General features: G+C 64.9%; 13 protein-coding genes and 1 tRNA gene. 6 read left to right on the top strand and 8 right to left on the bottom strand.

Annotation, left to right across the window (positions count from 1 at the left end; genetic code table 11):
• Positions 1-15 precede the first annotated feature (15 nt).
• The gene (locus HMPREF3088_RS00320; protein ID WP_070757515.1) at positions 16-534 is read left to right on the top strand and encodes a phage holin family protein; all 519 of its coding nucleotides are present in this window, start codon (positions 16-18) and stop codon (positions 532-534) included.
• Positions 535-623: 89 nt separating this feature from the next.
• Positions 624-1490 carry an alpha/beta fold hydrolase gene (locus HMPREF3088_RS00315; protein ID WP_083317273.1) on the top strand — a complete coding sequence of 289 codons (867 nt, stop codon included), beginning with the start codon at positions 624-626 and terminating at the stop codon, positions 1488-1490.
• A 23-nt stretch (positions 1491-1513) separates the two neighbouring features.
• Here HMPREF3088_RS00315 and HMPREF3088_RS00310 read toward each other — a convergent pair whose 3' ends face one another.
• From HMPREF3088_RS00310 to nth, 4 genes are read right to left on the bottom strand one after another with little or no spacing between them, the layout of a single operon-like run.
• Entirely contained in the window at positions 1514-2707 is a 1194-nt protein-coding gene (locus HMPREF3088_RS00310; RefSeq protein ID WP_070757513.1) for a MarP family serine protease, read from the bottom strand.
• An 11-nt stretch (positions 2708-2718) separates the two neighbouring features.
• The gene (locus HMPREF3088_RS00305; protein ID WP_015382021.1) at positions 2719-3531 is read right to left on the bottom strand and encodes an NUDIX hydrolase; all 813 of its coding nucleotides are present in this window, start codon (positions 3529-3531) and stop codon (positions 2719-2721) included.
• Between the two features lie 4 nt (positions 3532-3535).
• Positions 3536-4384, bottom strand: a complete 849-nt coding sequence (locus HMPREF3088_RS00300) for a TlpA family protein disulfide reductase (protein ID WP_246817955.1) — start codon at positions 4382-4384, stop codon at positions 3536-3538.
• Positions 4385-4388: 4 nt separating this feature from the next.
• Positions 4389-5186: an endonuclease III gene (gene nth, locus HMPREF3088_RS00295; RefSeq protein ID WP_070757511.1), complete on the bottom strand. Its 798-nt coding sequence runs from the start codon at positions 5184-5186 to the stop codon at positions 4389-4391.
• A gap of 58 nt (positions 5187-5244) precedes the next feature.
• Here nth and glxR point away from each other — a divergent pair, with 58 nt between their 5' ends.
• Positions 5245-5928, top strand: coding sequence for a CRP-like cAMP-activated global transcriptional regulator GlxR (gene glxR, locus HMPREF3088_RS00290; protein WP_015382023.1), 684 nt, complete (start codon positions 5245-5247; stop codon positions 5926-5928).
• 176 nt (positions 5929-6104) lie between these two features.
• On the opposite strand, the gene HMPREF3088_RS00285 is transcribed toward glxR, so the two are convergent.
• The 4 genes from HMPREF3088_RS00285 to HMPREF3088_RS00275 form a co-directional block, all read right to left on the bottom strand.
• A complete protein-coding gene (locus HMPREF3088_RS00285) occupies positions 6105-6968 on the bottom strand; it encodes an MBL fold metallo-hydrolase (RefSeq protein WP_070757509.1) in 864 nt (287 codons plus the stop codon).
• Positions 6969-7002: 34 nt separating this feature from the next.
• Positions 7003-7491, bottom strand: coding sequence for a RidA family protein (locus HMPREF3088_RS00280; protein WP_012361103.1), 489 nt, complete (start codon positions 7489-7491; stop codon positions 7003-7005).
• A 2-nt stretch (positions 7492-7493) separates the two neighbouring features.
• Complete coding sequence (locus HMPREF3088_RS10295; RefSeq protein WP_095075344.1) at positions 7494-7649, bottom strand: Sp36 family protein; 156 nt, start codon at positions 7647-7649, stop codon at positions 7494-7496.
• Between the two features lie 183 nt (positions 7650-7832).
• A complete protein-coding gene (locus HMPREF3088_RS00275; protein WP_070757507.1) occupies positions 7833-8216 on the bottom strand; it encodes a WhiB family transcriptional regulator in 384 nt (127 codons plus the stop codon).
• 559 nt (positions 8217-8775) lie between these two features.
• Here HMPREF3088_RS00275 and HMPREF3088_RS00270 point away from each other — a divergent pair.
• The 3 genes from HMPREF3088_RS00270 (at position 8776) to HMPREF3088_RS00260 (ending at position 12306) form a co-directional block, all read left to right on the top strand.
• A complete protein-coding gene (locus tag HMPREF3088_RS00270; RefSeq protein WP_371441273.1) occupies positions 8776-10920 on the top strand; it encodes a transglycosylase domain-containing protein in 2145 nt (714 codons plus the stop codon).
• A 208-nt stretch (positions 10921-11128) separates the two neighbouring features.
• The gene (locus tag HMPREF3088_RS00265; RefSeq protein ID WP_041628631.1) at positions 11129-12097 is read left to right on the top strand and encodes a metallophosphoesterase; all 969 of its coding nucleotides are present in this window, start codon (positions 11129-11131) and stop codon (positions 12095-12097) included.
• A gap of 135 nt (positions 12098-12232) precedes the next feature.
• Positions 12233-12306 (top strand) — tRNA-Pro (locus tag HMPREF3088_RS00260).
• Positions 12307-12361: the final 55 nt, after the last annotated feature.

The raw sequence follows: 12361 nt of genomic DNA, 5'->3' as shown, positions 1-12361 counted from the left end.
TCAGGAGTATCGATCATGAGCAATAAGAGCGAAGGCCTATTCACCGATAGCGATAGCTTTAACCCTCATGTCAACGCTATCCCGCTATCCGACGTGGACACCCGCCCGAAGGGCCAGGGGAGCATCGGCGACCTGGTGAAGGACGCCACCGCACAGGCCTCCTCCCTCATCCGCTCCGAGGTGGAGCTCGCGAAGACCGAGATCGCACAGTCCGGCAAGAAGGTCGGCCTGGGCGTGGGCCTGTTCGCCGCAGCCGGCGTGATCATCGCCTACTCCTCCTTCTTCCTCTTCCTCGCCCTGGCGTGGCTGCTGGATCACTTCATGCCGCGCTCCCTGGCGTTCCTCGTGGTCTTCCTGATCATGGCTGTACTCACCGGCATCCTGGCGCTGGTCGGCGTCAAGCAGCTCAAGGGCGCGAAGAAGCCAGAGAAGACGATCAACTCCCTGGGCGAGCTCAAGCAGCTGACCCCGGATAAGGAGCGCTACACCGAGGGCAACGCCGTGGCCACCAAGGAGCCGGGCCTGTTCACCTAGGCCCCCCACACGCGTAGCTTCCCGTGAGCACTCCCTCCCCGAACACCCCGCAGCACACATTCGTGCATTCGCGGGGTGTTCGTTTACATGTGTTGCTCCAGGGGCCGGTCAAGCCCGAGGGCTCAACCAAGCGAAACCCGCTGGTGCTGTTCATCCACGGCTTTGGCGGTGGCTACTTCGATTTCGAACCGCTCTTCGCCCAGCTGGAGGGCGCCCCGCTGCGGCTGGCTGCGGTGGATCTTCGGGGTTACGGCCGCTCGGATAAAACTCCCCGCGGCTACGATCTGACGACCGCCGCATCCGACATGGCCGGTGTGATCCGCCGCCTGGGGTACAGCAGCGCGCACGTCGTGGGCCACGGCTACGGCGGGCTTGTCGCCTGGACGATGGCCGCCCACGAGCCAGAGCGCATCGACCGACTGGTCACGCTCTCCTCGGCGCATCCCACCGAGCAGGCGAAGTTCCTGTTCTCGCGCCCGCTGGAACGCTGGCGGCACACGCGGGGCACCCTGTTTGCGCAGCTCCCCCGCCTCCCGGAGCGCTCCCTCACCAAGGACGGCGCCGCCACGGCCGAGAAGATCTTCCGTACTGGCGTGGCGCCGGGCTTCCGCGACACCCCCCTCTATCGCGAGTTCGCCATCAAGCGCCGCGAAGCGATGCAGGTGGATAAAGTCGCACACCTGGCCAGCGAATACCGCCGCTGGGCTTTCCGCTCCCGGTTCCGCCCGGAGGGCCGGATCTTCGACCGCACGATCCCGCGCCGCATCGAGGCCCAGGTGTTGGCGATCGACGGTTCGATGGACCCGGACTATTCCCCCGATCTCGCGGCCCGCTCCCTGGAGCGCGGCGCGGCGGGCTCCAGGGCTGAGCTGATCTACGGGGTCGGCCACTACCCGCACATCGAGGACCCCGTCACCGTCGCAGAGCTGCTCCGCGCCGAGCTTCTCACCGACTAACCGCGCGCCCCAGCAACTACTCCCTAGTCAGCCACGCAGCTGCGCGTATCCACCGGCGAGCTCCACCGGGCAGTATCCCCCACGCGCTCCAGCACTTCCTTCTTCGTCAGTGCGTAGCCGGTGTCCGCCTCATTCGAGTCCGCACCGAAGATCAGCCCCAGCACCTCCCCATTCGGGGCGACCAGAGGCCCGCCGGAGTTACCCTGCACGATTTTGCCGCGCAGCGAGTACGCCTCGCGCTCAACCCGCTGGTTGGCGTAGATATTCGGTCCCGCGATCCGCATCTGCTCACGCACGCGAACCGGGGCCGCTTTGAAGGGCCCACCCAGCGGGTAGCCCAGGGCGATGGCGTCGTCCCCGGAAACGGCGGGCTTATCCGCCCAGCGCAACGGCTGCAGCGGCAGCTCCCCGGTGGCCCGCAGCAACGCGATATCGTGCTCCGGATCGTAGAAGACGACGTCCGTGTCCACCGGACCGTTGACCGTGGACAGGGTGACCTTGTTCGTCCCCGCGACGACGTGCGCGTTCGTCATCACCACTCCCGGTTCGACGACGAATCCGGTGCCTTGCTGCATCCGGCTGCACTGCTCCGCGATTCCCTCGACCTTGACGACGGACGGCCCGATGGCGGCGACGTCCGGAAGGTCCTGCAGTGCGGGGTCCGGCGGCTGGACCTCGCGCTTCGTGACTGAGGCGAAGGGGTCGGTGACCGCAGGAATCTCGCTGCGGTTAATCAGGGCGTTGATGCGAGCGGGCAGGGTACGCATCCAGTTGGGAGCGACCTCACCGATGGTGGCGATGATGCGGGAGTCCTGCGCCTCCCGGGCGATGCGGGAATCCTGGCTGCTGACCACGGGCACCGCGATCATCCACATCACCACCATGGCGGTGATGACGGCGACCAGGGAACCCACGGCGGAATCCGCCTGGTAGAGCCGGCGGGTGCGGATGTTGTCGCGGATTCGCTGCCCAATGCCGGAGCCTAAGAGATAGCCGATCACCACGCAGCCCGCGAGAGTGAGTAGCGCGATGACTAGTCGGGAGCCTTCCGTGCCCTCGTCCTGAACGAGGCGGACCACCGGCCCCACGGCCTGCAGTCCCAGGTAGCCGCCGATCAGCACGCCAGCCAGGCTCAGCAGCGCGGCCACCCCACCTTGCCGTAGCCCAGAGAAGAAGGCAGCAAGGGCGCAGATCACGAGCGCGATATCAACGATCATGGGGTGGGTTTCTACTCTCCTGTTTCCTTCTTACGCTCGGCGATGAAGTGGGCTCGCAGGTCGCGGGCTTCGCCGTTACGGGATTGTTCCAGGGTACGGAAAAGATCGAACTGGGTCTCCTCATCCCAGTCCTCGTGCCATCCGGCAAGCCGCAGCAGGGCGTCGAGAACCCCGGCGGTAAATCCCCACAGCACCATCCCGGAGACGTCGAAGGCGGGGCCGGACCAGCCGGCGAAGCCCAGCTTGAAGCGGTAATCCGGGTGGACGAGCTCGCGGATGGCTACTGGTTCGACCCAGTCGTTTTCTACCGTGGCGGGGTGGACGGGCGAGAACTCCCTCCAGTAGGCGATCACCGGCACCACCGCGAAGTTCGTGCGGTCGATGTACACCGGGTCCATCACGGCCACAGGCTCCACGCCCTCGGGGTTGAGGCCGGTCTCCTCGACGGCCTCGCGGACAGCCGTGTCGACCGGGGTAGCGTCCTGGGGCTCCCAAGCGCCGCCGGGAAAGGCCATCTGCCCCGAGTGGTTGCGCATATCCGCTCCGCGGTGTGTCAGGACGATGGTGGCGTCCTCCGGGAAAGGGTGGATTGCGGTGGGCCGGTAGTTGGGGTCCCCGCCGAGCAGGATCAGCACGGCGGAGTAGCGCGGCGGCACGCCGTCCTCGTTGGTTTCCGGGACGTGGCGCGCGGGATCATTGAGCGCCTCGTGGACGCTGCCGCTGCGCGCGGCGGTGGCCAGCCTGGTGAGCCATTCGGGCAGGTCAGCGGCGAGTGGCGGTTGGGTGGCGATGGCGGCGCGCCAGTCTTCGAAGGGATAGGGCATGGTATTAATTCTGCCCGTTCAGGGCGGCATTCACAGCGGCTTCGAGTTCCTCGTAGTCGCGGAAGACTTGGGGGTACATCTGCGCGCGGGTGCCGTCCGCCCGGTAGACCACCGTGATGGGGACGACCTTCGGCAGGCTGGTTGCGGTGTCGAAGCGGTGGGCACGGTCGGCATAGACGGGCATGGTCGTGACGTTCAGTTCATCCAGGAAGTCAGCCCCTGCCTGGGATTTTTTGTCCAGGTGGACGCCGGCGACGTTCCACTCCGGGTGCTGCTTGGCGAGCTTGTCGAAGTGGGGCAGCTCGCGGCGGCAGGGCTCGCACCACCAGGCCCACACGTTGATGATCGTGGGTTTACCGGCCAAGGCTGTGCCAAGGTCGGCGGTCTCATTCTTGCCGCTGCTGAGGCAGGGCAGCTCGATGCCGGTGAGCTCGGAGTCTGGGGCGGGGTGCGCTCCGCTGTCCGGGGCGGGGCAGTTTCGGGGGTTTTTGATGCTGACTGGCTGTTCGGGGCCGGGGTCCGCGTCCGCGTCACCCTCGCCGCCGGGGTCACCTGGAGCACCGGAGACCGAGCCGGCGCCGCCGACCATGCCCGGTTCGGCCTGCTGCTGGGACTGTGCGCCGGATTGGTCCTCACCGCCACTCATCACTCCCGCGACCAGTGGGATTGCAGCGACGAGGAGGCCGATAATGATGGCGATAACGAGCAGGAGGACACGCGGACGCGACGCGTCGGCATCCTCCCCGGAACCGCGGGTGACGTCGACGTCTTCGCTGGTCTCGGCGTTTCCGTCGGACGCACCGTGACCTGGAGCAGTGCCGTGGGGATGGGAAGACGAAGGGGTGGTGGCCATGGCGTTAATCCTCTCCGAATCCGGCCAGGGCGAGCAGGTGTTCGCGGTCTGGCGAGGTGATGCGGGTCATCGCTTCCTCCGGGTCCGGCGTGCCGGCCAGCCCGAAGCTGGGGCATTGCCAGGCCAGGAAGCAGGCGCCACAGGCTGGCTTGCGGGAGTGGCAGACGCGGCGGCCGTGGAAGATGGCGCGGTGGCTGAACATGGTCCACTCCTTGGGCTCGATGAGTTCCATGAGTTCGCGTTCCACCTTGACGGGGTTCTCCTGGTCAGTGAGCTTCCAACGGCGCACAAGGCGACCCAGGTGGGTGTCCACGGTGATGCCGGGCACGCCGAAGGCATTGCCGAGCACAACGTTTGCGGTCTTTCGGCCCACCCCCGGCAGGGCGACGAGTTCCTCGAGGGTGCGGGGGACCTCGCCACCGTGCTTCTCGGCGATGGCCGTGCCGAGCCCGATGAGGGAACGGGTCTTGGCCTGGTAAAAACCCGTTGGCCGGATGACCTCGGCGAGTTCCTCGGGGTCCGCAGCGGCGTAGTCGGCTGCGGTGGGATATAACGAAAATAGGACCGGCGTCACACTATTTACCCGCACATCGGTACACTGTGCAGATAGGACTGTTGCTACGAGAAGCTCCAGTGGCGTCGAAAAGTCGAGCTCCGCATGAGCATCGGGATAGCCAAGCGCGAGCGTGCGGTTGAGTTTCCTCGCTCGGCGCTTGAGTGCCAGCGGGGTTTCCACATGCGAAGGATCTGCGGCGCGATGGCTGCCAGGTTTCGGCAAGCGAGGCGCTGAGGTTTTCGGCATGGCTACTACTGTAGTGTGAGTCCGGTTAAACGTCGTCAAGTGGGAGTGTAAGGAACAGATGGCAGAGAACACCGAGATTCTGTCCCGCGCTGGAATCTTTCAAGGGGTAGACCCCGAGGCCGTGCAGGCTCTGGTTGAGCAGCTGGAGACCGTCGACTTCCCGCGCGGAACCACAATCTTCGAGGAGGGTGAGCAGGGCGACACCCTGTACATCATCACCTCCGGCAAGGTGAAGCTGGCGCGTCACTCCGCGGACGGCCGCGAGAACCTGCTGACCGTCATGGGCCCTTCGGACATGTTCGGTGAACTCTCGATCTTCGACCCGGGCCCACGTACCTCCTCGGCAGTGTGCGTCACGAAGGTCTCCGCTGGCGTGATGACCTCCCAGATGCTGCACGACTGGATCGCCGATCACCCGGGCATCACTGAACAGCTGCTGCGCGTGCTGGCCCGCCGCCTGCGCCGCACAAATAACAGCCTCGCCGACATGATCTTCACGGATGTTCCGGGCCGCGTGGCCAAGGCGCTGCTGCAGCTGGCCAACCGCTTCGGCATCCAGGAAAACGGCATGCTGCGTGTGCACCACGACCTCACCCAGGAGGAGATCGCCCAGCTGGTGGGCGCCTCCCGCGAGACCGTGAACAAGGCGCTGGCGGAGTTTGCCCAGCGCGGCTGGATCCGCTTGGAAGGCAAGTCGGTTCTCATCGCGGACACCGAGCGCCTCGCACGCCGCGCACGCTAACTCTCCGGCGCCGGGCCATAATCGCACCGGTGCCGCCTGGCGCACCACAACGGCACCAGCTCCCCGCGCCGGATCTGCAGCGACCCGCACGGCCGGCGCATAAAAAAGACCAGCCCGTGGCTGGTCACCCCGCATCAATGCCTAGCGAGTTTTCCACTCGCTAGGCATTATCGCTTTTACTGCCGCTTCTTCAGGTAGTCGATCGTCACGCGGGTGGACTGTGCAGCGGCATCGCGCAGCACCGGGTCCACGTCCGTGTAGATCTCGTCGACAACATCCATGACGTCGGCGTCCTCGCCGAGCTTGGCCAGCGCCTCACGGACCTGCTCGAGGCGGTGCTGACGGCGCTCGATGTAGCGCTCGGCGAGCTCGCTGGTGTCCTCACGGTCCGGGCCGTGGCCCGGTAGTAGCGGCACACCAACACCGCGGCGCTTCAGCTCCTGGAGGGACTCGATGTAGAGCCCAAGGTCGCCGTCGGTCTCGGAGATCATGGTGGTGTGGCGGCCGGCGATGGTGTCGCCGGTGATGATCGCCTCCACGTCCGAGTCATCGGAGCCACCCTTGGAGTGGATGAGGAAGCACACGGAGTCGGAGGTGTGTCCCGGGGTGTGCAGGACCTCGATCGTCGGGGTGAGCCCCTCGATGCGGATGATCTCGCCATCCTTCAGCGGCTCGGCGGCGATGCAGTTGTGCTCGTCGAAGGCGCGAACCGGTGCGCCGGAGAGCTGACGGAAGCGCTGAGCACCGTTGGAGTGGTCGTTGTGACGGTGCGTGAGGAGCACGAGGCCGATGGTGGCCTGCGGGCCTTCCTCGCCGCTGGTTCCAGCGCCAATACTTTCCCCCACCGCCTTGCTGTGCAGGACGTTGAGGTGCCCCTCGTCCTGCGGACCCGGATCGATGACGACCGAGACCGGGTCCCCCGGGCCGCGAACTACCCAAGAGTTCGTGCCTTCGAGCGCTGCATAGCTGGGGTTTGGCGCCAACACCACACCGACATTCTCGGTGACCGGGCGAAGCTGACTGTACGCGGGATGTTGCATAACTCTAATTCTACGAAAACTCGCGGCTAAAGGCCTATTGACGTACCTGAACGATGATCTCGATTTCCACTGGGGAGCCCAGTGGCAGCTCTGCTACACCGACGGCGGCGCGGGCGTGCTGGCCAGCGTCACCGAAAATCTCACCGAGGATATCGCTCGCTCCGTTGACGACGCCAGGCTGACCGCCGAAGCCGGTGGCGGAAGCGACGTATCCCGTGACCTTCACGATGCGTTCGATGTTCTCGAGGCCGACCTCTGCGGCGGCGGCTGCCACGGCGTTGAGCACGGCGATGCGGGCCAGTTCGTAGGCCTCTTCCGGGCTGACCTGGGCTCCCGTGTGGGTGCCGATCTCGCCGACGAGGCCGAGCTTCGGCAGCTCACCGTTAACGAAAGGCAGCTGACCGGAGGTGTAGACGACGTCGCCGCAGCGGACGGCGGGGACATAAGACGCGACGGCGGCCGCGACGGGCGGCAGCTCGATGCCGAGCTCGTCGAGCCGAGCTGGAACCTGAGACTTGGCCATGGTTAGTCCAGCTCTCGCTTCATGTAGGCGACGTGCTGCTCGCCGGTCGGACCTGGCAGGACGGAGACAAGCTCCCAACCATCCTGGCCCCAGTTATCGAGGATCTGCTTGGTCGCGTGGGTGAGCAGTGGCACGGTGACATATTCCCATTTCTTCATGCCCTCGAGCATAGCGATCGCGCGCGAGTTATGGCGCGGACGAGCTGGGGACTATAGACAGAAAAATCCCCGGCCGGGGAGGTTTTAGAACCTCTCCCGCCGGGGGAGCTGCAGGCACATCGGTTAGCTTCCAGCTACTGCGAAACTATGACGGGCCGGGGTGTGGCCCTATTGAGAGGAGGCTTAGTCCTGCCCCTCGGACTCGCGCTGCGCGGCGGCAGCTTCGAGCTGGCCAGCGAAGAAGTCGGCCCAGTCGGTGACATCCGGACGGCGACGCAGCAGGGCACGGCGCTGGCGCTCCGTCATGCCACCCCAGACACCGAACTCCACCTTGTTATCGAGGGCATCGGCGCGGCACTGCAGAACGACGGGGCAGTGACGGCAGATAGCGACAGCCTTGCGCTGTGCTGCACCCTTCACAAAAAGCTCTTCTGGGTCCACGCTGCGGCAGTGTGCGTGGGTAATCCATTCACCGCGGTTCTTGAAAGACTCGCGGGTCGTCAGCTGCTTCACGGTCTGACGCACAGGCTTTGCTGCTGGTCGGGACTGGGAGCGGGATTCAGCCATTCTTCGCCTCCAAGCTGGATCTAACGTTCTTCGTTTCGATGTTCTTTGGGGAACTGATGTGCTTGCTCTTTCCTCAGCGATCAACAGGATGTGTTGCATAGCCTGTCGAAGCATTGCCCAGAATGTTACGGGGGTCACATTTTGGATGTCTAATGCACAACAGGGCCGGGGGTACTTCAGCGAAGCAAAACTTTTCATAGGTCACGCACGACTAGCACAACTCGCGCAAACAGCCTCGACAGACCGCAGGAACACACCGTGCATATGGCGCGAAAATAGGTCATGGCCGGTTTATGCACGTCAGGACAGAGTTTTCTTGAAATACCTTTAAAATGTGATGCGCCCCACATTTCCTGCCGGACTTCCCCGCACGTGATAATTCACCCCGAAAAGCCAGGCAAATATCGCCGAATATTTCTTTCTCCGAAACTACCTCGGGCGGGGGTAGTACGCCCTACCCCGTCGCACCGTCCCCAGACGCACCGCGCCATCCCACAGTGCAGCCGCGGGCGGTTTAGCCACGCTGAGGGCGTCCGGTGCGTCGACTAATGTGTGTCGCGTGGAGAAGAACAATGAGCGAGATAAGGCAGCACCCGACCGCGCCCGGCCCAGGCCCGCGCTTCAGCTGATCGGCGCAACGCTCGGTATCGCCGTGCTTCTTGCCCTGGGAATGCTCCCCTTCGCCAGCCTCGGCGGCGCGGTGGTGAACTCCTCCGCGGCCACGATGAACGCCAACTTCGCGGATATCGAGTCCAAAAAGTCCCTCCCACAAGCCAGCACCGTCCTGGACCGGGAGGGCAACGCCATCGCCTGGATCTACGACCAACGGCGCTTCGACGTCCCAGCGAACAAGATCTCCGACGCGATGAAGGAGTCCATCGTCGCCATCGAGGACCGGCGCTTTTATGAACACAACGGGGTGGACCTGCGTGGCTCCGCCCGCGCGCTAGCAGCCAACCTTTCCAGCGGCGGGGTCGCAGAAGGCGCCTCGACCCTCAATCAGCAGTACATCAAGAACTACCTGTGGCTGATCAGCGCCAAGAACGACGACGAGCGCGCCGCCGCCACCGAGACCAGCCTGGCCCGCAAGCTGCGGGAGATGAAGCTCGCGGGCGATCTCGACGAACGCTTCTCTAAGGACGAGATCCTCACCCGTTACCTCAACCTCATCTCCTTCGGCCGCAGCGCCTACGGGGTCGAGGCCGCCGCTCGCACCTACTTCGACCACTCCGCCGAGAAGTTGACGGACGCCGAGGCAGCGCTGCTGGCTGGGGTCGTCCAGTCCACCTCGGCGCTGGATCCGTGGGATAACCCGGACGCCGCGCTGACCCGCCGCAACCAGGTGCTCCAGGCGCGCGCCAATAACGGTTCCCTCACCCAAGAGCAGGCCGATAGCGCGGCCGCCGAGCCGCTGGGGATCACGGAAAAGCCTGCCGGTGAACCCAATGGCTGCCTTGCCGCCGGGGATGATGGTTTCTTCTGCGACTACGTCCTGAATTGGCTCGAGGAGAAGGGCTTCAACCACGAAAAGATTGCCCGCGGCGGCTACACCATCACCACCACCCTGGACCCGGCCGCACAGCAGCACGCTGTGCAATCCGCCCGGAGCAATGTGGCCCCCGGACAGCCCGGGGTGTCTGAATCCCTGAGCTTCATCGCACCGACTGAGGACTCCCACGAGGTCATCGCCATGGCGTCCTCCCGGAAATACGGGCTGGACCAGGAGAATCATGAAACTGTTCTGCCGCTGCCGCACTCCCTCCAGGGGCACGGCGCGGGCTCAGTATTCAAGATCTTCGCCGCCGCTGCCGCCATCGAGAAGGGCATGGGGCTGGAGACCAAGCTCAACGTCCCGCCCCGGGTAGAGGTCGATGGTCTCGGCAACGGCGGTGCCGCCGGCTGCCCGCCGGGCAAGTACTGCGTCGAAAACGTCGGCCCCTATAAGTCCTCCATGACGCTGAAGGAGGCGCTGGCAACCTCCCCGAACACGCCCTTTATCTCGATGCTGCAGGATGTGGGTCTGGAGCGCACCGTCGACTTGGCCGTGAAACTGGGGCTGCGCAGCTACGCGGAGGAGGGCACCTCCGGGGATAAATCCATCGCGCAGCGCATTAAAGAGGAGCAGACCGGTTCCTTCGTACTCGGCCCCACCCCGGTGGACCCACTGGAGCTGACGAACGTCGGCGCCACGCTCGCGGATCAGGGCCGCTGGTGCGAGCCCTCTCCCATCTCTTCGGTGACGGATGCCTCGGGGAAGAAGGTGGAGATCCCCCGCAAGGACTGCGAGAAGGTGCTCAACCCGGCGGTCGCCAATGCGCTGGCCAATGGCATGGCGGGTGACGTATCGAATGGCACCGCCGCAGATGCCGCCCGGGCCACCGGCTGGAGCGGCCCGATCTCCGCGAAGACCGGCACCACCGAGACCAGCAACTCTGCCGCCTTCCTGGGCTTCACCCAGAACGTCGCCGGCAGCAGCTATATCTTCAACGACTCCGGCACCGCCTCGAGCCTGTGCACCTCCCCAGTTCGCCAATGCGGCTCCGGCAACCTCTACGGCGGCAACGAACCTGCCCGGAGCTTCTTCACCGCCGCCGGCCCGATTGTGAACTCTTATGGCGGCAAGAAACTGCCGTCCGTGCGGCAGAAGCAAAAGAAAGGCTCTGGCGAACTTGCCGACGGCGGGGCGGCCGGCTCCCAGCGCTAGTCCGGGGGCTGGGGTTCGCCCGGAGGCCTAGTGGCGGCTGGAGATGGTCGGCTATAGCGGGCGGCACACCTGTTACTGGCGAGCGGCGGATAGACTTGAGCCCGTGTTGAAGCGCAAGACCTCGAAGTTCCGTGCCCGCCTTCCCCGAACGCCGTGGGTGGTGGGTAAGCCGAGCGCCCCGCTGGGGATTGACGTTCTCAAGAAAAAGATGGGGAACGGCAACCGCACCGCAGCGCGCGTGAGCCGAACAATCGGCGCTGGGGTCGCGGGGCTCGTGGCAGCAGGGGCCGGCGTGCTGCTCGCGGCGAACCGTGAGATTCGGCAGTTCGAGCTGAAGGAAGTCACCGTCCCACTGCTGGAGCCGGGCACGCTGCCCTCGCACTGGGATTCGCTGCGCATCCTGCACGTGTCTGACCTCCACATGCTTGCGGATCAACGGCTCAAGCAGTCGTGGGTCGCAGGTCTCATCGAGCTTGACCCGGACCTGGTAGTGAATACGGGCGATAACCTCGGCGAGGACGAGGCCGTGCCGGGTGTACTGAGCGCGCTGGGTCCGCTTTTCGAGCGCCCGGGCGTGTTCGTATTCGGCAGCAATGACTACTTCGCACCGAAGCCGGTCAACCCGTTCATCTACCTGCTGGGCAAGAAGCGCAAGCCTTCGCGCGTGCAGTTACCATGGCGCGGTATGCGCGCGGCGTTCCTCGAGCACGGTTGGCAGGACGCCACCCACGCCCGCCTGGAGTTCCCGCTGGGGACCGATGCGCCGGTAGGAAGTGGGGAGCCGAAGATGATCCGGCTCGCAGTCACGGGCGTGGATGACCCGCACCACGACCTGGCGGACTACTCGCAGGTGGCGGGTGCTCCGAATGCGGATGCGGACTTGAGCATCGGCCTGTCACACTCCCCTGAGCCGGCGGTACTGGATCAATTCGCGGCCGATGGTTATCAGCTGGTGCTCTCCGGACATACTCACGGCGGGCAGTTGTGCCTGCCGGGGAGCCGGGCGATCGTGACGAATTGCGGCATCGACCGGTCCCGCGCGCAAGGGTTGTCCCGGTGGACGGAACGGACGTGGCTGCACGTGACAAACGGCCTGGGGAACTCGAAGTACGTTCCCTTTCGGATTTTCTGCCGCCCGTCCGCGACGCTGATCCACGTGGTGGAGCGGGAGGACTAGCGGGCACGAGCTGCGTTCTTAGCCCTTAAACCCACCCTGGTTTTTCTCTTCTGGGGATCACGCGTTATAGTAAGGAACCGTTGCGGAGATCTTCCGACCGGATCATCTGGCAGAAGAACCCTCGCAGCCTATGACCGGGATATGGCGCAGTTTGGTAGCGCACCTCGTTCGGGACGAGGGGGTCGCAGGTTCAAATCCTGTTATCCCGACAAGTTGATTAAAGCCCTGGCCTTCTGAACTAGCCCCCGAAAGTTGGACTGGTTT

This window comes from Corynebacterium sp. HMSC22B11 (assembly GCF_001815965.1).
GTDB lineage: Bacteria > Actinomycetota > Actinomycetes > Mycobacteriales > Mycobacteriaceae > Corynebacterium.
Note: the sequence above shows the minus strand (reverse complement) of the source record. Positions and strands in the feature narration are given on the sequence as shown.